Consider the following 21,212-nt stretch of genomic DNA (forward strand, 5'->3'; position numbering starts at 1 on the left):
ACCAAGAAAGGTGCTCTGAAGAGTATTTTATACTATGGTCTTAAAGTTGTTGGGACTTCATCTGGTTTTACGTACTTTGTAAAGTTCTTGTAGTAAGCACCGCCACCCGCTGAGCTAGATACCAGATCTAATAGCTCTTTCTTGATCAAGTTGATTTTCTTGTTTCCTGAAGTCGAGCTGAAGTTATTAAGCTCAGATTGTAATTTAGACATTGAAGTTTCCTTATTATAAGAGCATGATTTACATAAGTTCATGCAAAAAACAAGTTAACATGTTACCAATATTGGTACAACAAATTAAGAGCAAATAACGTTATTGAACGGAGCTTGAAGCACTCAAGTCACAAAAAGGAGTCATAAGCCACAGCAAAGCACTGTCTTTGATGGTTTTTTATTTATAGTTTGGAATTGGTTCAATAGGAGGTAGATCTGGGCTTGGAATGTCCCCAGTGTGACACTGACAGACAGTACCAAATTATCGTGTACTTTATTTCTGAGCTGGATTTAAATGTACAGATTAAAAAGTAAACGCATCGTCTTGCATTTATTGCTTATTGCTTATTGCTTATTGCTTATTGCTTATTGCTTATTGCTTATTGCTTATTGCTTATTGCTTATTGCAGTGATTTGACTTGTAAACTGTGCTTAATACAATCAGCACAGTTTATTATTTTATTGCAGAAAATAGTTACTAAACTCTTATTGATAGAATATAGCCAGCTCCCAAATTGCTAAGAAGAAGCACGTATTTCTCAACAGATCTTCTTTATTTCTGTAACGGCTTTTTTCATAAAATAATGCCACCGTAAGTACCGCCATCTGCATTAAATTGTGCCCTGCAATGTACATAGCAACCATGATATGTGCGCAGGTTTGTACGCATTTAATCCCCTCAATAATGCCAATCTTTGCAATATCTAAATCAGCTTTATATCCCACAATACGAGGAGCCCAAATGCTGCCGCATGCTGAAAGTAATCGGATCCGAAAGTCTGCATTAGAAACAACCCCAGCGACCAAATATGCCAGCGCTCCAATCGACAAATTAGCTTGGGTAACCAGAGACGATAAGGTTTCCACCCACTTTGAAGCTGAGAATAATACTAAGCCAAAAACGAGCCAAATTAATGAGTAGCCCAATACAAAAATGAGTAAACTGCGCGATTGTCTAGCTACAGGTATTCGATTTACGATGGCACGAATGGTGCCACTGGTCATCGGGAGCATCATGGCATACACCATTATCATCCAATCTAGTACAGGCCTAAAAAATATAGTTTCAGGACTATGGTGCATGTTGTGGTGTGCGTGATGCAGGTGAGCTTCGCCACTAAAACCTACTTGTTGTGCCAGATAGTACACCCATAACATCGCAGCAAAAAGTATAATGAGCCAGTGAGGATTAGCTACCTTTAGGTAACTAATCCGCTTTAATGTCGACGTTAGCATGGGCGGTTATACAACCTCAGCCTTCACACTTACTCGTCCCACCGTCACTCTCGCCTCACCAAGCTCCCTACTTGGCTCGATCTCAATTTCTACTTTTTCGAAACTCCAGTCTGGTTGCGAACGTAACTGGTTAAATGCCTCCGTTGCATCAAGCTCAACGTTAATACCAGTACCTGCATGCCTAACACTTGGGGTTGATGCCTGAGTCAAACCAAACAGGCCAACTTTACCAACTAACACGCGCTCAGCAGCAGATGTTTTCACAAAAATACTTAATGGCGCAACAACGCCAGAGCCAGTTACGTTATCGAGCGCAATGATAACCTGATTCGGTCTTTGGCTACTCGATTTCGCAAGCGCTGAAACCTTGGCAACTTGCTGCTTTTCGGGTAGGAACTCAAGCTGTGCTGGCGTCGCTTGAGAGCCAAGTGAAAAGGATTTTGTTGTTGCGGCAATGGTATCGAACATTTCATTTCCTGCTAAAGGAGTCATTGCGAATAGCTTGCGATCTTGTTCTTGACGTACTTTTACGTCTGGATAATTTTCACTGTATGTGTACCCTAGCGCTTCCGTTGACAGCACTTGCTTCACTTGAACAGTCACAGGCTTACCATTGGCATCGTGAAACTCAAACGCCTGATTGAGCCAACTAGGATCACTGGTATTTTCACGCCCTTGGTCAATCCAGCTCTGCCATAAGCGGTCTATATTTGCATGATGCAGCCAAAATATAGGGTCGAGCGCTGCCGTGTTAGGATCCCCCATTGCACCACCGATATCCACATGGATCAAGTTGTGTGGATTATTTTCTAGCTTGCCAAAGGTACCTGAGTCGTGACTAAACCCTGTTCTTACACCACCAAAGCTTTGCGAAGGAATAGGCGTGGTAAAGTTTTTCAGCTGCATAGCAGCTTCACAGCTAGCATCGGCTTTTGACGACACTTTGTAATGTGCCCTTTCTACCATCCACAACCCAGGAAAATCTGAGTTCGGTTGCTCTGCACCAAACTCTGCAGGCAACTTCAATGCTTGTAGCTGTTCATTTTCATTGAGTGCAGGATTGTTAGCGTCGCAATAGTTCCAGTAAGGGAGCGTCCAGTCTTCTGGGCCTCCAAGTTCAACGACTGTTTTGGCGACTATTTGCTCAAAAAATTGCAAATACATTCTGTGCCAAGGTAAAAAGTACCATGTTCCATGCTGACATTGCTGCCAGTAAATACTGTCAACTAAGTCTTCTGGTGGTGGAAAGTCTGTTGCTTGTTGCCACACACTAAGCTCACTCCACGTCTTACCAGGAGCTAGATTAGGACTGTTATCTAGACCAAACCCATGGACAGCACCTTGGTACCACCAACTCGTCGGATCTTTGATGTCTTTTTGCTTCATCGCCTCTACAGCTCTTGAATACCAAAGTAGCGTACCATCACTGATGTTATTAACATTTTTCCTTACGCGCATTGTCGTTCGCTCCATAAAGTAATAGGAAAACTATGTGTACTTCGCTCGTTCATACCTCTGCTTCTATCTCGTTCGCAATGTGTGAAACCACATGATCATCGAGAAAATAAAGCGATAGAGGCTAACCAAATCTAGGTATAGCAGAGAAATGGAGCGACGCGATTACAGGACATTACACAGACTGTACCAAACCAAATTAAGGATATGAGAACGAGTGGCACTGACTTTTGAAGTGGGCTCTTATAACCTCAAAATTATTTGCTCACATCAGGATCAGTGCCACTTCTTTTTTACGGCCTAACAGGACAAACAACTGCTAATGACAACTTCCTGACATCAGCAACAACTTTGCTTATTGGTAACACTGTCTGGAAACGTTAAACGTATTTCATTGGCTGACATTTCATCTCCCGCCAATTTAGCAGTGATCGAGCGTACCTGCTCATACCCATGTAGCATCAAAAATGATGGAGCACGGCCATAAGATTTCATACCAACGATATAAAAATTGGTATCAATATGTACCAATTCTTTGGCACCATGACCAGGTACTGAACCACAATTATGGGCGTTAGGGTCGACCATACTTGCAATACCTCGCGGTGCTTCCACGACTTCGTCAAGGTTTAGCCTTATCTCTCTAAGCATGTGTAGATCTGGTTTAAAGCCTGTAGCAACGATTATCTTGTCGACATAAATATGAGAACCACAACCGTTGGATGTCAGTGATACCTTCAAGCCTTTAGCTTCGCGACTAATTTGCTTTACATTCAGGTCAGATAAAAGAGTTAACTTACCGCTATCGATGGTACTTTGCGCTGCACGGCCAAGCTTAAGACGGGCCGGCACTTTATCGTTAATACCACTACCTAGCAGTTTATCGAGGTTTTCTCCCCTTAAGCCCCAATATATTTTGGTATCAGGAGCACTGTTTTGCAATTCAATAAGGTTTAACCCTACATTTATTGCTGAATGTCCACCACCTATCAATAAAGTTGTTTTTCCCTGATAATCATCACGCGCTTTGCCCAGTACATCAGGAATGCCATAAGCAATAGCATCGCTATTCTTGGTTTCGCCCGGTACAGGTAGACCGTCTCGCCCTATCGGATTTGGTGAAGACCAAGTCCCGGACGCATCAATAACGGCTTTAGAATGAATGATATGCACATCTTGCTCTGCGTCTCGATAATGAATAACAAAGTTCTTTTCATTACGGTCTTGAGTTGTGTGTTTACTGTGACCCTCTTTTGCTATCGCAATCACTTCTGCGTTATATCGAATATACTTAGATAACTCTACCGCGTTTGCCGCTGGAGCTAAATACTGGTCTACCAACTCTTTGCCCGTGGGGGCCTCATCAAGATTAGGCATTTTCCACCCCTGATGATTTAGTATTTTTCCAACCTCTTTATCAATTAAATACGACCATTTAGTAAATAAGCGCACGTGTCCCCACTCTTTAATTGCATTACCAACTGTTGCTCCTTTTTCTAAAACCAATGGTACTAATCCATTATTTTTAGCATGAGCAGCAGCCGCAATACCAACAGGGCCTGCACCGATGATAACTACATCAAATACTGTATTCATAATAAGCTCCTCAATAACCAACTAAAATACTACTGAATACAAATAACCCGCGGCCATTGCCATGCCGAGTACCACGGTCAAAAATGCTGCTATCATTTGCTTTTCAAATATCGACCGCAACAAAATCACTTCTGTCAAACTTGCGCCCGCACTACCTATGATCAGTGCCATCACTGACCCCATTGCCATCCCTTTTTTAACCAAACCAGCACTTAAAGGAATAATGGCAGACGCCCTGATGTATAAAGGGATACCTATCACTGCGGCTATTGGAATGGCATACCACTTATTTTCTCCTGCATACTTAACAATCAGTTCTGTAGGTACAAAACCATAAATAATGGATCCAATAGATACACCCACTAATAAATACGGCAGGGTTTTCTTAAAATCTTTCCAGGTTGAGCGCCAGATTTTTATCCAACGGTTTGGTTCAGTTGATGGCTTTTCACTGCTTTTATTTGAAGGGGTGCATGATTTCTCTTGTTCGGCATACGCTTCTGGTCGCACATACTTTTCAAAACCTAGCTTTTCCAATAACACTCCCGCACTTATTGATACCACCATGGCGATGACAAAATAAAAAACAGCGAGTTGAATACTGAAAGTAACAGCAAGAATGCCAATAATTAGCGGGTTTAACAGCGGACTAGACAGCAAAAATACGATAGTTGGGCCAAATCCTGCTCGCGCTTTTAACAACCCTTTTAAAAACGGGATTGTTGAGCAAGAGCAAAACGGAGTTATCGCTCCTAGCACCGCTGCAATCACATATCCACGGCCATTCTGAGAAGCTAACAACGTCTGAACTTTCTCTTTTGGCACGTACTCTTGTAGTACACCTATTGCATAACTAATGACGATGTAAAGGATGGTTAACTCAATGGCTAAAAACATAAACATATTTAATGTTTCGTTTGCCATACTGATAAATTCTGTAGACATAAAATGCTCCTAAAACAATTTGACATTACCAGTATATTCGAAATAAAGATTCGTTCAATATTTATTTCGAAGAAATTCGAAATATCTGTTTTTACTTTGGTCTGAACCCATGAAAAATGTATACTCTACACACGGGTAATGAGGGCAATTCAGAGGTATAAATGGAACTAGAGCATGTAGCAAAAATACTAAAAGAATTAGGGCATCCTGTACGCTTGACGATATACAAAGAGATAACAAAAGTGGGCTATAGCGGTATCCCTGTTGGTGATATTCAAGCCAAAGTAAACATACCAGCTTCAACACTCACACATCACATATCTTCTTTAGTGTCAGCAGGTCTGATAAAGCAAAAACGTGAAGGTAGAGTGCTACTTTGTTCTTTGGAGTGCGGCGCTTTAGAGGCTGTCATAGAGTATTTGACATCGGAATGCTGTATTAACGATCACACTTGTTCAAACACGCTGACTGACAGCATTGACCAAGTTTAATATCCTAGTCAGGTATTAAAGCTGCTAGCAAGCAGCTTATGATCCAAAGCAGTGGTTTTATCACTTGAAGTAAGTTAACCGCTCACCGCATTTATGGCGAGCGGTTTAGTTTATCTTTTCGAGTATCCAGTTTCTCAATAAAGTACCACTAACTAGCTTAAAATTTTGCGCTGCTTTGGGCATTACATTATGCCCATCTTGGACAACCAAGAGTCCATCGGGCAGCGCTTGGCCAAGGTGATGACTTGTTACATCAAGTCCATCAGTTTCTGAGGCACCATCTATCATTTTTGTCCAGTTCGCTCCTACAGCAAAAACACCAAGATATTTGTTGTTATCATCAACTGCATAAACAGCGTATCGATTATTACCCTGACTTGAAACAATAAGGTAGTGTTGATCGTTCACCGTAAATAAGCTCATGCCTTCAATATCAGCATGCACGTCGCTTGAAGTGGTTGCTATCAATGTATCAGCCGATTTCTCGTCCAAGTTTTTCAACCATACTCCAGTTGACTCTTCACCGTAAAATAGTCGCAAGTTCTCATCATCACTAACACAGCCTTCAGGCTGACTTGGCACCGTCCACTGCATAGTCATTGTTGCGGTGGCCATATTATTGTTAAATTCAATATTGTATTTTTGAAAGCGCCCATCCGTATCGTTTACCCATACCGCCAAATCTTTGCCGTATTTACCCATACATAAGCCATAAGGATCTGCCAGATCGGTTTTTAAGTCGCCAAGCAGTGAGGGTAAGCCGGTTCCTCTGTCTATTTTAAATAGGCTAATGCTTTGAGAGGTACGGTTGCTGGCCGCAGCAATATCTACTGTTTCACCATTTACGTTAATGTTGTAGCGAATATCCACATTATTCACCCGTCCAACTGGCAGAGATTTGAGTAGTTTTCCCTCTAGGTCATAAACATTTAACCCGGACTTTTTGTCTGTGCCATAAACGAGGCTTTGTGATGGTACTTTACTATTTACCCAAATAGCAGGATCATCTGCCGCATCACCATATGATTGCACCGGCTGTGTTTGACCATAAGGTGTAAAGCTTTGCTGCGCTTCACCTTGTGTTATATCACCTTGCTTGGTTGGAATATTGCTCAATTCGATGTTACGACTGTGCCCTGATTTTTCATCGAATAGATACGCAACTAACGATGTACCCTCACGTTGTAATTGAAGTGTTTTAGGTGCCACATCATGTGTAAGCGCAATTGGGTTGAAGGTATTATTTGTAGAATCAAACAACCAGATATGATTGGAGTCCGGTGATACCACTGCAACATCGCCAAATGAGGTAGCATCTACATATTCAACTTCTAGCTCAGTGGGTAGTTGTAACAATGTACGATTTACCTCATGCTCGGGGTTGGCGGAATAACGCCAAATACCAATGTTTTCTTCTGCGATATATAGAGTTTGAGCGGTATCGTCCACGGTACAAGATTTTATATTAGGCCCCACGGTAAAATCTCTTACAGGGTGCAAATACCAGTGCTCGATATTTTTGGTATTGATGGCCAATTGCTGCACACTGCCATCTACATCCACGGTATAAAGTTCAACATGCTCAGACGAACTACCAACACATAAAGCATCGATAGCAGTGTTTTTTGCCGAAAACTCAGCCATAGCTCTAAGCTCTCCCGCGGCGACATCTACTTTTATCAACTGAGCTTTACCCGAGTTAATATCAAGCGTTGATAATATTCCCACTTGTGAAGACTCAGGAAGCCATCGAAAGTCTAAGTGCTCCGACTTTATATCAATGCTCGAAAGCACCTTGCCTTGTGTATCAAGTAGTGCCACTCCTTGTGTGCTACTGACAGCTAAGTATGGCCGTTCATCTACACCCAAAGTATTAACAGGGTAAATAAACTCTGCATGCGTTAGCCATGGCTCATCTGACGCATAAGCATTTGTTGTATGCCCATAGGTAAATAAACTACATAGAAACCAAGATAAGGGGAAAGATAAACATTTCATACTGCACTCTCATTTATTGCTCAGGTTTGTTAACTTGGCGCAGACAGTAGCTACCCTTTATGACAAAGATATTTCAGCAAACAACGCAAGCATGTAAGCTTGGCTATATTTGCTCAGATTATCGTATTTACATGGTAAATTTGAGCTAATTTGACCTTTTACCTGAAATATTAAGATAAGATTGGGGCTTAAAAATATAGATGTCGACTAACTATGACCTTTCTCGCTGTCAGCTTTGGCACTCACTTAAGACACCAATCGCATTACGTAAGCGTAAATACGTAACTATACAGTAAATAACTTGGGCTTCGGATAATTGATGTGCGCTGATCCGACCCTAGAAAGCACACTCCCCACCGCAACTTAGCTTGGCTCGGGATAAGATTTGAGTTAATCAGCTAATATTGCAAAGAAATTTAACGCTGTTGAAAGGTATAACAGCGTCAAGAGAACAAGTTATTATCGACAAGCTCATTACTTAGGTGAAAAGTCCGGTGCAACGGCACACAATTTGTCATATAGCGCTTCATCACCATTACTGCGCTCGGAGCCTGGTAAGATGATACCATGCAGCTGTGAGCGCAGCTCATCCCAGCGAGCATGCAGTACCTGCCAATTGTATTCGTCATAGGTGCCTTTAAAAATCACAGGTTTTATTTCAATAAAGGGAAGCTCACCGTTACTGGCTTGATTTGCTTGATGCGCTTTAAATTCTTTTTGCCACCGCGAGCCAATCCTGTCAACTCGTCCAATTTGCTGCTCTACCACCCCCGGATTCCACTCTGGATGTAGTAAATACACCACTCGACAAGCTCTATGGAGATTAAGCCCTTCTCGACCAACGGTCGATTGAGCAACCATGACTCTGGGGTAACTGTGCTCGCGATTAAACCCGAGCTGCATCACTTTACGACTATGCGGATCGGTATCACCATACATAAACCTAGCCATCGCACCTCTCACGTGTCCAAACTCTTTACTCACCCGCTCCTCAATCAAACGCCACTGTTCGTCAGAAACTCGCATATTAGGATTATCGCTTTCACTACATGCCGCTTTTGCACTTACCGCATCCATTAAACTCATAAAACTTTTAGCCAACTCTACCGATGAAGGGATCGACGAGGCTTTATCCGCCAGTTCAAAAATAGCGTGCATAAAAGGCGTTATGTTTTTACTCTTTGACCCGGCTTGCTGCGACGTTTGAAATTTTTCAAATAAGGCCAGAGTCCTTGAGTCAAAGACCTTTTTGGATTTTGCAATCTTCTTAATGAGGGTGTTTTTTTCCCGACTTAACCGTTTGTCATTGGCTTTATATTGCTTGCGTAGTTTTTGGTTTATTTCAGTCAGTGTCCAACTGATATTTAGCTGCTTGCATGCCATTTTCACAGCAAATTCTTCTGACTCTTCGTGGTTTTTTCCACCAGCCCATATCTTACTTTGTGGCCAGTACGTTTTCTTTTTTAGTGACTTGAGCATGGCTCTGGCGTTCAATAAATTGGTTAGCGCTCGCATCGGTCTGGTCATTTTGCCAAATACTAATACTTTTTGCCCTTGTCGCAAATCTTGTTCTATTTCATTCACCACCTTGATAATGGCAGGGTGACTATACAGTGACGCTTCGCCTGATTGGTAGGATTGTGTAATGACAGATTGCCACCAGTTTGCCCTTTGCTGCTTTTTATAAGTGGCGACGTCGGTATCTTGGGTTTTGGTGTACTTAGGCGCTTTCATTGCACTGTCTATGATTTCTGCAATTCCATGACCACTGCCAAGCGTTAACCTCGCTCTTTTTGATTTTCCATCTGGTAGCTTATGGGCAGCCGCTGAGAATCCCTCAACGGCACACACAATTTGCTTCCACCGCGGCGATAGTTCTGAAACTTCTATCAATATCGGCATATATCGCCGGTAAGCATTGATTGATAGCCCAGAGACTCTACAAAAATCACGAATATACTTATCTTGACGTTTGTCTCTTCTTAGTAAATAAGGCGAAAGTGCTTGTTCAAAGCGCTTAGATATAGCCTGATACTGTTGCACAATTTTCTGGTCTGCACGCCATGTTTTTCTAAGTTGAGTTATGGTTTGCACATATTGGTATGCCACTTTCAAAATGTCGTCTCGTTGAGATTGTGGCACACAGATCCGATTTAATATGTCGCCCCACTGCCCCACATCAAGCTCCACTGGAGTGGCGGTCATGGCAACACGACGTGCAGTGGCGGTTTGTAGTACAATATGCTCTAAGATAGCATTTAGGCTACTTTCATCACCCCGACTTTTATGCGCTTCATCAATCACGACAAGGTCAAACTCACCAAGCCCTAAGCCCACCGCTTTTTTGAGTAAGGTTTTATTTTGCTCATCAGAAAAAAAGTTGCTATCTAACATAGCGCGACGCCAATTAAACTCTTTGACTATCTCGGTCAATACAGGATGGGTATCAACGCGTTGAACAATCTCTTTGGCACAGTTTGCAGCTGTGCTAACGTGCATATCTGACCAATTTTTATATCCATTTGGGAAGCGCTTACTGATGCTTTTACAATGCTGCGCAAAAACTTGAGGTAGCAAAGCAAAACGCGCAGAGTTTGAATTTTCACTCACTCGCCAACTTGCAAAGCGCTGAGAGAGCAAGACTATTTGCTCATTTGACCACGCAGAAGCGTGTTCGGTATCACTGTAGGCATCTAAGAAGCGCCATAAACTGGTCACTACAGGCTTGGATTTTAACCATGGGTCTCGCGCAGCCAATTCAGTTTGCCATTGAAACCCCAGATTAGACGGGATAATGACCAAAACACGTCCGCCTGCTCGCTTAACTGCATTAATTATCTCCACTGCTATTCGGGTTTTGCCCATGCCTACTTCGTCTGCGATGATCACACCCGACTTCTGCAAGCGTTTAATCATTGCTCTTACACTGATTTTTTGCCCTTCATCTAGGTGGTTATTGTCATCGACTGAGTTAAGCAGTAGATCCGCAACCTGTTGCCAACCATCAAATTGCATCACCTGTTCCTATTCTATGTAATTGCGCTAGCTCGAGCTTTTTCTCAATTCGACTAAGCGTTTTTTCGTAACGTTTACCGTGCTCATTTTCTACTGTTTCAGCAAACTGAGGTCGAAACGGTGAATGCCAAAGTGGCGACAAAGGATTGACCGCAAGCTCCTTAAAATAAGCAAATGCCTCATTTTGCTTTAGCTGCAATAGCGTTTGCTCAAGTCGAGCACACCACTGTGGCCAATCTTGCTCTAACACTTGTGTTTGCTTTTCGGCAATTAGCTCAACTAATCCCATCATTGCGTTAATAAGATAGCTTTTATCTTCCGAAGACGTCGAGCTAGAAGCACTGGCAGTACCGCCGCCTTGCCCCTTTTGGTCTATACTGTCATCAGCAACACTCAGCGGATTTGGAAAGGCGCTAAACGCTTGCCACGCATCATCAAGTTCTAACTGTGGCAGCACAGTTGCGGCAATACGACCAAACTCATCGATCACCGGTATATCTGCACTCAAAGTCATTCCATCATGATGATAACTAACCGTGAGTTGTCGAGGTGCCTCTCCATACCAATTTATGCGTTCAGTATTTTTAACACGATATTGACCACGGTGGCGCTTATCGAACTTACATTTGGACGTAAAAGGGGCATTTGGTTTTAGCACACAATACTGCTGAGCTGTGTGTGTAATTACAAAGTACGCAATGGGTAACGCAATATGTTGTGATTGCTGCTCTGTAAACTCACTGCCTGATTGCAGACTGTTAAGATCAGTAACCTGGTATTCTTTTTCTAAGCACACCGGAAACTTGTTGCTAATCGCACTGTCTGGATTATCTTCGCCATCCCAAGTTAACCCCTTAGGACTGAATACGATGCCAGCCTCTAAGTTTCCCCCGCGATAAGATGCTTTTTGGGTAAAGCCTGGCTTAGTGAGATTGCCAGATCCTAAGTACACCCATGCCTGTCCACAGCTATCCCGATTACGCTGCTTATACGCAGAAAAAATAAATTTTCCGTGTAGGCTTCGGATTTGCTTGCCTTGTTTTGAAAGCGGATCATAAGCTCGGTACACTTGCCATTTGTCTTTTATTAAACTGCCAAAGCTATGCGCTACTGCTTGACAAGAGTCTGGATTAACAACAATGTGTTTTTGTGCGCCTAGACTGAGTAACCCTTGTTCCAAAAGAGTGTTATGAATATGGCTAAGTACTTTAGGCGAGCCGCGGTGCTCCGAGTTTTCGTAAAAGCCAGATCCTAATAGTAAAAGATTGCGTTTTTTATCACCACTGTGATGTTTTATAAGTGGTGCGAGCTGCGCGCACAGCGCTTGCTTTCGGTTGTCGAAAAACCTAGCTTTTATGCCTTGAGTGCGCTTTATTCCTGTCAGTATACGATGAAAGTTGTAATAATCTCGCCCACCAACTATGCCGTGGATATTTCCTGCGGCGGGATTAAAAATACGTGTATCTACATTAGTTAAGATGTCGCTCAATAAGTGATAGGCCGCGGCAATATCAGCAATACCTTGTTTATCATCACTACGTAAGTCCACATCTATCGACCACACAAAATCTAGACTGTCTTCAAGTGTCTGTCGTGTCCAGTTACCTGTCGATACGACTAACCTAAAAAGATGGTCATCAGATGCGAGTGACTTAAACCCCAGCAGCGCCACTTTACTGTGGAGTAAGTTAAAGTTTCTTTTCTCCTCACTGCGAAACGGAAGGTGAATAAGGCCAGGACATGCTGTTGGTGACAACTGTGCACGTCTTGGGTCTAAAACAAGCGCTAATCTCATCGCTCCTTGATACGCTCTTTGCATTGTTGTTTGCAGCGTGAATTTTTCACTTGCCGTGTTTAAAAAATGCACATCCGCTGAGTAACCAACAATAAGACCAAACATCCCTGCATAGCCTGCTGGCGAGATAAACTGATCACTAAGTGCTTTGGCCTGCTCCTTACTCATCAGTGTCATCCTCCTTACCTTCAAAGTCTCTATTGAGCTGATACATATTCGGTACTCTGTATGAGATATTTGGAGCAAAGCGCTGTGTTTTATTGTCTGGCTCCGAATGGACAGGATCTGGGTCGCCAAAGGCTGCCGCAGGTAAGATACATTGCTCTATGTAACGCAGCACAACTTCATCTTTTTCAACTAAAAATTGGATCACTGCTATATCACTTTGCTGAGCACATGACTTTGCAAACATTGTCGCTTCTTTATTGCCTGTGGGATCATAGGATAACGCCAAAAATGCGGTGGCAGCTTGTCTCAACAATGTAGTGGCGTCCTGAATACCGTTAGGTAGCTTAACCGACAATTTTAGCTTTTTAGACTGCAACCCCAGGATATGAACTTCAATCACATTCAGTAAATCCAGTGCCTTGTCTCTAAGCGCGAAAAAGTATGCGCCACTTTTTAGGTCGTTGAAATGAGAGGCATCAATACAATGCGGCCGTTGCCAGTTTTTCCAAGCTTTACACTCTGCGTACTTTACCCACTCCAGTATCGCTTTTCTTCTTATCACTGCGGTTTCATTACCCGACAACAGCGCTTGGCGAAAAATGGCTAAAGCCATTGTATCAAGCTTAATGTGAGGCGCGAGTACCCGAGTTAACTGATAAGGATGATGAGGGAGTTGTTTTAGACCAAGCACCCATTGAGTAAGAAAATTTGTTACGTTAATTTTCGTGATCGCACAACCTGCGCTAACCAGATCAGCTCCTTGCTCACTGAGTCTAAAGTTATTAAAACGTTCGCCTTTGGAGTTGACTAAACCAAGAGCTGGTAAAGCTTGTACCGTACTCATTCTCATTGGTTGAGTCACATAAAAGTGCGCGGCGCTAAATGTGTCATAGGTCGTATTTTTTGGCGCTCGTAACTTTGTGATCCCCCTTAAACGCCGATTTGGTTGCCAATTATTTTCTTTGTAACCTAAGTAACAAGCCAGCGCCTCAATGGCATTCGTAACCTGAAGGTTATTGACATGCTTGCCCAAATCACGCACTTGTTGAGCAACTTGTATCCCCAAACACGCAAGAAAAACAGGTTTGACATATTTTACACCGCCAAGGCCAGGGACTGCCAGCTCATTAAACTGGCGGGTAACTGAGTTAAGCCCCAGGGTGCGGGTTCGCTTTTGTGAACCTATTTGCTCTGGTGGCATGACTCCCCACTGCATCATAAAATCCTTATCATAAACTTATATCTGTGCTCGCATTACTATCAAAAGCAATCTGTTCGCCATCAAGCATTGTTAAATATTGCCCAAGCTATACTTATGTTTAACAAACTATTTAATCTGAACTCGATGTAGAATGTTAGTTAACTAGCTGAAATATATAATACTAAGCTTGCCAGATGCTTTTACCCAATACTAGATAAGCTTGCGTACTTGTCGCTAACCTCTCACACAGTTGTGAGCAGCAACAGCTTTAAGCACACAAATTACTAGCCGGTATAAAAACTATTTTTCCTATCTATTCAATCTGACCTCGACTACCATAAGACGTAGACAAACCGTGCAAGGAAACTAATGTGCCACTGCCGAGTATTTATCAAATTCGACTTCTGCCGCTCATTGCCGCACTGGCTGTACTTATCGTTGGAATGGCTTATGGACTAGTTTTATTTGAGCAAGAAAAACAGCATCATGCGGAGAAGGTTTCATCAGCATTGTCTTCCCGTTTGGCACATATTACCGAGGGAGTCCGAGAGCGGGTTACTTTATATTGGTATGGGGTTCTAGGTCTTCGCTCTGCCATCTACGCAAATCCACAGCAGTTTAATTATCAAGCTATGCAGCAATATATTCAGTCTTTTAACTTTGAGGTTGAATATCCCGGTGCTCGCGGACTTGGGTTTATAAAATATATTCCTACGGCACAGCTCGATACCTTTGTTGCTCGCGCTCAAACTGAGCGTAGTGATAATAACTTTGCGATAAAATACTTAAACCCACACTCCGACAGTAATTTTGTTATTCAATATATTGAACCTGAGATAAATAATAAACAAGCCGTGGGACTAGATATCGGCTCTGAGGAGAATCGTAGAGCAGCAGCTTTGGAGGCAGCAACAACCAACTCGCCGAGACTTACCGCTCCTATTACGCTTGTGCAAGCTGACAACAAAATTAAGTATGGCTTTTTGATCCTCGCCCCCGTTTACAACACACTTACAGATATTAGCGAGGAAACAATCCACCTTGATAACCTCGTCGGTTGGACATATTCACCACTACTTATTGATGAAATTCTCTCTACCTTGTTGTCTTTTAGACAAGATGTATCCGTTCAAATATCTGACGTCACTAACGCAGGAGCTGCAATCCCCTTTTACAACTCTATACCCAAAGGTACTGTGACAGCAACGCATATGTCAACCAAGCAGCTATATCTATTTGGTAGAGTGTGGGAGGTAACTACCTCTCCTACCCCAATGTTTATAAAATCACTAAACCTAACTTCTCCCAACTTGATACTCCAAGTCTCTTTACTGGTTTCATTTTTACTCGCCGTTATCACCTACATTATACTGTTGAGCTATCTTCAGCAGCGCCTTGCAGAAAAAGAGAAACTAGCGGTAGAGGCCGAGAAAGCGCTGTCACTTGGAAAGTTGAACTCATCTTTAGAACAAGAAGTAAAAGCCCGCACCAAAGAAATAGTCAAATATAGTCAACTTCATACAAGCATTGTTGAAGGCTCTGGGTACGCCATAATCGCAACCGACAAAAGCGGAAATATAACCCAGTTTAACCCCGCCGCAGAGCGCTTGCTTGGCTATAAAAAAGCTGAGCTAATTGGTAAATACTACCCAGATAGCTGTCACCTAAAAAGTGAAGTAATAGCAAAAGCACATGCCCTTACCGATGAACTGAAACAGCCGATCCAACCTGATTTTGAAGTCTTTATTGCAAAAGCGAAACAAGGCGAGGTAGACACTAGCCGTTGGACATACGTCACCAAACAAAATCAACATGTCCAAATAAAATTAAACGTTACTGCTTTGAGAGATGAACAAGGTCAAATCGATGGCTTTTTGGGGATCGCAAACGATCTTACAGAGCAGCTTAAACACGAACGGGAGCTATCGCAGGCAAAAGAAGCTGCAGAGCAAGCAGCAAAGGCCAAAGCAATGTTTTTAGCAAATATGAGTCATGAGATACGAACACCAATGAATGGCCTGTATGGCACCCTACAATTATTAAAATCAGAGCCGCTTAGTAACACTGCATCTGATCTTGTGGAAAAAGCCACTTATTCTATTAAAGCCCTAAATACAATTATTAACGATATATTAGACTTTTCAAAAATAGAAGCTGGCCGGATCGAGCTAGAGCAACGGGTTTTTGATATTGGTGTGTTGATAGAGCATTTGCACTCTGATTTTTTAGTACTAGCTAAAAATAAGGGATTAGATTTTAAGGTAGACATGATGCTTGAGCATAAGCATTGGTTGGGAGATGAGGTAAGGACGAGGCAAATATTACTCAATTTACTGTCTAACTCGATTAAATTTACCGAGTCTGGTCATATTAAGATACAAGTAACAACACTAGAAAATGAGACAGGTTTGCTTATCAAAGTGATAGATACTGGGATAGGCATGAGCGACACAACCATACAAAAGCTATTTTCCCGGTTTGAACAAGCCGATAAATCAACAACCAGAAAGTTTGGAGGAACAGGCTTAGGGCTATCAATTACTCGCTCACTAGTAGAACTCATGGCGGGTAAAATTAGCGTAGAAAGTAAACTTGGCCATGGTAGCGTGTTTACTGTCGAGCTGCCGCTACAAAGATCTACGCAAATAACAACTTTATCCACGCATACTGAAGACTCGGCACCAGATCTTAGTGGAGTTGCCATTCTTCTTGCAGAAGATAATCCAATCAATCAAATGGTTGTCCGTTCAATGATCAACAAATCCAATGGTGACATCACCCTTGCAAATAACGGAAAAGAAGCGATTGAGCTGGCTACTAAACACTCCCCCGATCTCATTTTAATGGATATTCAAATGCCAGAGATGGATGGTGTTGATGCCTGTAAATACTTAAAACAACATCACCCTCAAATTCCCATTATCGCTCTAACGGCTAACGCATTTGCAGAGGACAAAGCACTCTATGAGCGAGTTGGTTTTGACGGATATGTCGCCAAACCAATTGACCAAAATGAGCTCATTAATGTGATAGGCACTGTACTCAACTCTCGAAAATAACACCTTAGTATTATATAAAAGTATAGACATCATGAATTAATATAAAATAAATATCCCCTTTTTACTTTGCTGATGACTCATTTTTATATTAAAAAATGGCTTCTCAGGGCCAGTCTATAATGCCATATTCAAGTTATATTCCACTTAGTTTACTACTCATTCTTTGTGCATTTGAAGTTACCGCAACCTGTTTTAAGACGTTACGTGTTGGTTTAAATGAAATTTATTGGCCACCCTATATTGAGCACCAAGACAATACCTTATCTGGTCTTGAGATATCAGCATTAAACACCATTTTTACTCGCCCAGCGTATTGCCTTAAATACATAATTTACCCTTCATCAGCGAGAATGTTTGCAGAGATCAAAGCTGGTAATATCGACTTACTTGTTGCCGCAACTCAAACCCCAGAACGAGTAAAATATGCCTACTTTACTACAGCATATCGTCAAGAGATCATGGCGTTATTCCAACTAAAAGAAAACCCAAGAACCGATATGCATATCGAGTCGCTTCTACTTACAGACAATACCTTTGCCATCAATAATGGCAGCTACTACGGTGATACCTTTGCAACGTTGACTCAAAACCACAACAACGAGCAGGTTATCCGCCTCCCAAATGCGACACGGCGCTTTGACTTACTGCGGATTGGTAGAGTCGATTATGCAATTGAAGATAAGTTGGCTGGTAATCATTTGATCAGATCTTCTAGTTATACGGGTATTGTCTATGCAAATGTTGATGCCTTTAGCACACCAGTGCGTTATATGCTTAGTAAAAAAACCATCACCTCAGATGAGTTAAGTACGATCAATCAACTCATTAATGCGAAGCAAGCTGAGCTACATGCTTTATTTATGTCCGATACGAAAAGCGGCACTTTATAATATCAATTGAACAACCAGAGATATTGAGCGAAGCCATGACGATTGAGAAATCGCTTTCGCTCAATATTTACACCTCATTCTACTACGTAACATCAGCAAATAGCCAAACTCGGCTTGCCACATGTTACTGCAAGCGACTACATTTATTATATTGACTACGGTACTGCGAGGCAGATTTGCGACGCTCGATTGTTTTCATTCTTTGGCTGATTTGTATGATAAAAGCAGCTCTAGCTGATGACTCGACGCAGTTTGCACAAAAACTAGATGAAGCTAAGGACTATTTAACCGTTAATCCAGCTCACTCTCTAGTCATTTTGGATAGCCTAGAAGGCTTGTCAACCGCTCCTGTTGACCTTTATATTCAATGGCATTTACTAAATGCTCGTGCATCAGTTCCAACTAATCAGCAAGACCGCCTTTATGACTCAATCAACGCTGTTTTCGCTCATTCACATACAGTGACATTCAAAGCAAACCTTCCTACTGTGCTGAGTGCTCTGGGCATTTGGTTACGACACCAAGAATACTTGCAGGACGCTGAAATGAGTTTAGAGTGCGCGTATAAGTACGCAAAAAACGATCGCCAAAGATTATCTTTGATGAACAGTATCGCACTACTTGCACGCAACCAAAATCGTTATCAAAAAGCCCGTAACATTTATCACAAAGCACGTCAGCTTGCCATTGAACTGAAACAAACTCCTATCCTTGCAATGTTGGAGAGCAATTTAGGGAGTTTGGCGTTAGATCAGGGAAAAGTACCAGAGGCTGAGCAGTATTTTCGCAGTGCGCTACTCGGCTATCAGGCTATTGATAAACGAGCTGGACAAATATCCGCAGGGATCAATCTTATGTTTGTTTTTCTAATTCAAAAACATATTGTCAATTACGAACGACTACAAGGGCCAACTTCAACACTAACTAATGCTTTTCCAAATGTGGCAAAACAAGCGTGGTTACAATGGCTAGAAGCACGCTATCATCAATTAGAAGGTGAAATTATCAGTCAAGCAACAAGAGATGAACTGCAAGTCGCTTATACACAATTAGAGAGTGATAAGGTAAAAATACTGGTACATCGTTATTTAGCGAAGGAGCTAAGTGTTGACATCATCGCTCCCCAACCGATAACAGAAAAATCTTTTTCGAGTTCATGGTTTGCAAAGGTAAAACGCTGCCAATGGTAGCGGGGCATCAAATAGCATAATCGGCTACATTTAGCGCTAATACCAATTTTCTTAATTAAGTGGTCTATTTTTAGGCGAGAAAATCTTGTCGATAACCAGGCAAAAATTTCGCTATTTAGTTGTTCTAAATAAGAAATTTTTAACGCTGTTAGCGTCAGATTTACTCCTTCAAATTGAGCAAGTATTAAGTCAAATTGGTATCCGCACGTTCTTACCCTCAGTCACTGAACATAAAAAAGGCCACCCATTTTGGTAGCCTCTTATAAGTCGCTCACTTTTACCCTCAAGTATTAAGCCGACTTTGGTATTGCAAGCGGATCCGAGGTTTACTCAGCCGCTTTCGATACCATCACCATAGCAGGACGCAATAAACGGCCATTTAGAGTGTAGCCTTTTTGCATCACGGCTAGCACAGTATTTGGCGAAACGTCGTTACTTGGCTGAATAGACATAGCTTGATGTAATTCGGGGTTGAACGCTTCACCTTGAGGGTTTACAGCCTCAACGCCAAACTTTGCCAACGCATCAGCAAAAGACTTAATCGTCATATCGATACCTTCCAACACAGGCTTAAGCGTTTCATTTTCTTTGTCAGAAAACTCAATCGCACGCTCTAGGTTATCAATGACGGGTAGCAATTCATTTGAGAATTTTTCAAGTGCGAACTTATGCGCTTTTTCAACATCTTGAGCTGCACGACGGCGTACATTTTCTAGCTCTGCTGCGGCGCGAACTACGCTGTCTTTTTGCGAGTCAATGGTCTGCTTAGCCGTTTCTAGCTGCGCATACAAGCCAGCAATTTCTTCTTCTGGGCTCAACTCACTCACATTTTCAGCTTGTTCTGATTGTTGCTCTTGTGCTTCAACCGTTTCTGCTTCCACTTGCGTTTGTTCTTGATCAAGCTCTTGCTCTGTGGCTTTTGTCTGCTCAGACATGTGATTATTCTCCGATTCTTTACAACTGCCGTAATTATGGGGATTGAAATGAGAGTTTCAACCCTTTACTGAGGCAATTTTTTGAATTCAGTTAAGATTGCCTCAATCTTCGAGTCTGCGGGACAAATCGCGCAGAAACGACTTTGATATTGTCCTTTAGAAAAATAGGGCACACTTAGTACAACTACCCGACCTAAATCAAGCATACTCAGCTCCTCCCCCAATAATACCGATACGCCATCTTTAAATGCTAAGCGATCTTCAACCTGCTCTAAAAAACCAACGCCAATGTTAATTTCTTTATCCAGTTCTAGGCGGTTATATAAATAACGCTCGCCCACAACAATTGCGTTGTCAGAGCCCAGTTGCTGACTTAATTGCTTTGTCCACTGTGCCAAAATATGATGACAGCTTGGTGGCGCACTATGTGCCATCGCCCGCATCCGATGCAGTCCTTCAACCAAGTTCTGTTGGCTAAACACGGTATTCATCCACGCCGCAAACTGATAACGCAGCGCGTCGGAGTCATCAACGGGTTTATCAATACAAATATTGTGAGACTGCCCAGCCCTGTCTATTAACAGCACCAACCAATTTTTGCGATCAAAATCGAGTACTTCTACACGAAACATCTGCTTGCTGCTAACTTGTGGTAAACCAACGCAGCAACAGACCTGAAAGTTTTGGCTTAGTAAATGGGCAAACGAAACAATCGCTGACTGGTCAGGTTGCCAATGTACAGCCACGTCAGTCAGTGGGAAAAACTCTTGTAACCAAAATTTTACCCCTTGATCCGTCGGTACGCGTCCAGCTGAAGTATGCGGTGAATATAATAAGCCCTTATTTTCAAGGCGTGCCATCGAATTGCGTACAGTAGCAGAGCAAATAGAAAGCCCATCTTGCTGTGCAATTTTGCTTGATGCAACAGGTTGGCCATCACCATTACAGTAATGACGCATAACCGCGCACAGAATTTGTTCATCTCTAGGATTCAGTTTCATAAATATTTTAATATGGGTGTCAATT

At 42.2% G+C, this 21,212-nt stretch carries 15 protein-coding genes; 4 read left to right on the forward strand and 11 right to left on the reverse strand.

Features of this window, described 5'->3' with window-relative positions; genetic code table 11:
- Positions 1–32 precede the first annotated feature (32 nt).
- From J8Z24_RS09675 to J8Z24_RS09695, 5 genes are all read right to left on the reverse strand, one after another.
- Positions 33–212, reverse strand: a complete 180-nt coding sequence (locus tag J8Z24_RS09675; RefSeq protein WP_252094597.1) for a hypothetical protein — start codon at positions 210–212, stop codon at positions 33–35.
- A gap of 486 nt (positions 213–698) precedes the next feature.
- Positions 699–1,448 (reverse strand): DUF2182 domain-containing protein, encoded by a 750-nt coding sequence (locus J8Z24_RS09680; protein ID WP_252094598.1) that lies wholly within the window; start codon positions 1,446–1,448, stop codon positions 699–701.
- A gap of 6 nt (positions 1,449–1,454) precedes the next feature.
- On the reverse strand, positions 1,455–2,906 hold the full coding sequence (locus tag J8Z24_RS09685; protein WP_252094599.1) for a tyrosinase family protein: 1,452 nt from the start codon (positions 2,904–2,906) through the stop codon (positions 1,455–1,457).
- Between the two features lie 336 nt (positions 2,907–3,242).
- Positions 3,243–4,499: an NAD(P)-binding domain-containing protein gene (locus J8Z24_RS09690; protein WP_252094600.1), complete on the reverse strand. Its 1,257-nt coding sequence runs from the start codon at positions 4,497–4,499 to the stop codon at positions 3,243–3,245.
- Between the two features lie 21 nt (positions 4,500–4,520).
- Positions 4,521–5,444: a permease gene (locus J8Z24_RS09695; RefSeq protein WP_125252479.1), complete on the reverse strand. Its 924-nt coding sequence runs from the start codon at positions 5,442–5,444 to the stop codon at positions 4,521–4,523.
- A 161-nt stretch (positions 5,445–5,605) separates the two neighbouring features.
- Between J8Z24_RS09695 and J8Z24_RS09700 the strand changes: the two genes are divergently transcribed.
- Positions 5,606–5,935 (forward strand): ArsR/SmtB family transcription factor, encoded by a 330-nt coding sequence (locus tag J8Z24_RS09700; RefSeq protein WP_128730969.1) that lies wholly within the window; start codon positions 5,606–5,608, stop codon positions 5,933–5,935.
- Positions 5,936–6,040: 105 nt separating this feature from the next.
- On the opposite strand, the gene J8Z24_RS09705 is transcribed toward J8Z24_RS09700, so the two are convergent.
- The 4 genes from J8Z24_RS09705 to J8Z24_RS09720 form a co-directional block, all read right to left on the reverse strand.
- Positions 6,041–7,933, reverse strand: a complete 1,893-nt coding sequence (locus J8Z24_RS09705; protein ID WP_252094601.1) for a phytase — start codon at positions 7,931–7,933, stop codon at positions 6,041–6,043.
- 474 nt (positions 7,934–8,407) lie between these two features.
- Positions 8,408–10,948, reverse strand: a complete 2,541-nt coding sequence (locus J8Z24_RS09710; protein ID WP_252094602.1) for an SNF2-related protein — start codon at positions 10,946–10,948, stop codon at positions 8,408–8,410.
- Entirely contained in the window at positions 10,938–12,920 is a 1,983-nt protein-coding gene (locus tag J8Z24_RS09715) for a phospholipase D-like domain-containing protein (protein ID WP_176032329.1), read from the reverse strand. The genes J8Z24_RS09710 and J8Z24_RS09715 overlap by 11 nt, the downstream gene beginning before the upstream one ends.
- Entirely contained in the window at positions 12,904–14,130 is a 1,227-nt protein-coding gene (locus tag J8Z24_RS09720) for a hypothetical protein (RefSeq protein ID WP_176032328.1), read from the reverse strand. The genes J8Z24_RS09715 and J8Z24_RS09720 overlap by 17 nt, the downstream gene beginning before the upstream one ends.
- 353 nt (positions 14,131–14,483) lie before the next feature.
- Between J8Z24_RS09720 and J8Z24_RS09725 the strand changes: the two genes are divergently transcribed.
- The 3 genes from J8Z24_RS09725 (at position 14,484) to J8Z24_RS09735 (ending at position 19,251) form a co-directional block, all read left to right on the forward strand.
- Complete coding sequence (locus tag J8Z24_RS09725; RefSeq protein ID WP_252094603.1) at positions 14,484–17,171, forward strand: CHASE domain-containing protein; 2,688 nt, start codon at positions 14,484–14,486, stop codon at positions 17,169–17,171.
- A gap of 119 nt (positions 17,172–17,290) precedes the next feature.
- Positions 17,291–18,061 (forward strand): substrate-binding periplasmic protein, encoded by a 771-nt coding sequence (locus J8Z24_RS09730; RefSeq protein ID WP_252094604.1) that lies wholly within the window; start codon positions 17,291–17,293, stop codon positions 18,059–18,061.
- Between the two features lie 215 nt (positions 18,062–18,276).
- Positions 18,277–19,251, forward strand: a complete 975-nt coding sequence (locus J8Z24_RS09735) for a tetratricopeptide repeat protein (protein WP_444428303.1) — start codon at positions 18,277–18,279, stop codon at positions 19,249–19,251.
- Between the two features lie 326 nt (positions 19,252–19,577).
- Here the strand turns inward: J8Z24_RS09735 and grpE are convergent, their stop codons facing one another.
- Positions 19,578–20,186 carry a nucleotide exchange factor GrpE gene (gene grpE, locus J8Z24_RS09740; protein ID WP_176032325.1) on the reverse strand — a complete coding sequence of 203 codons (609 nt, stop codon included), beginning with the start codon at positions 20,184–20,186 and terminating at the stop codon, positions 19,578–19,580.
- Between the two features lie 65 nt (positions 20,187–20,251).
- Positions 20,252–21,187, reverse strand: a complete 936-nt coding sequence (locus tag J8Z24_RS09745; protein WP_176032324.1) for an HrcA family transcriptional regulator — start codon at positions 21,185–21,187, stop codon at positions 20,252–20,254.
- Between the last annotated feature and the right edge of the window lie 25 nt (positions 21,188–21,212).

The organism is Pseudoalteromonas sp. SCSIO 43201 (genome assembly GCF_023716725.1).
GTDB classification, from domain to species: domain Bacteria; phylum Pseudomonadota; class Gammaproteobacteria; order Enterobacterales; family Alteromonadaceae; genus Pseudoalteromonas; species Pseudoalteromonas peptidolytica.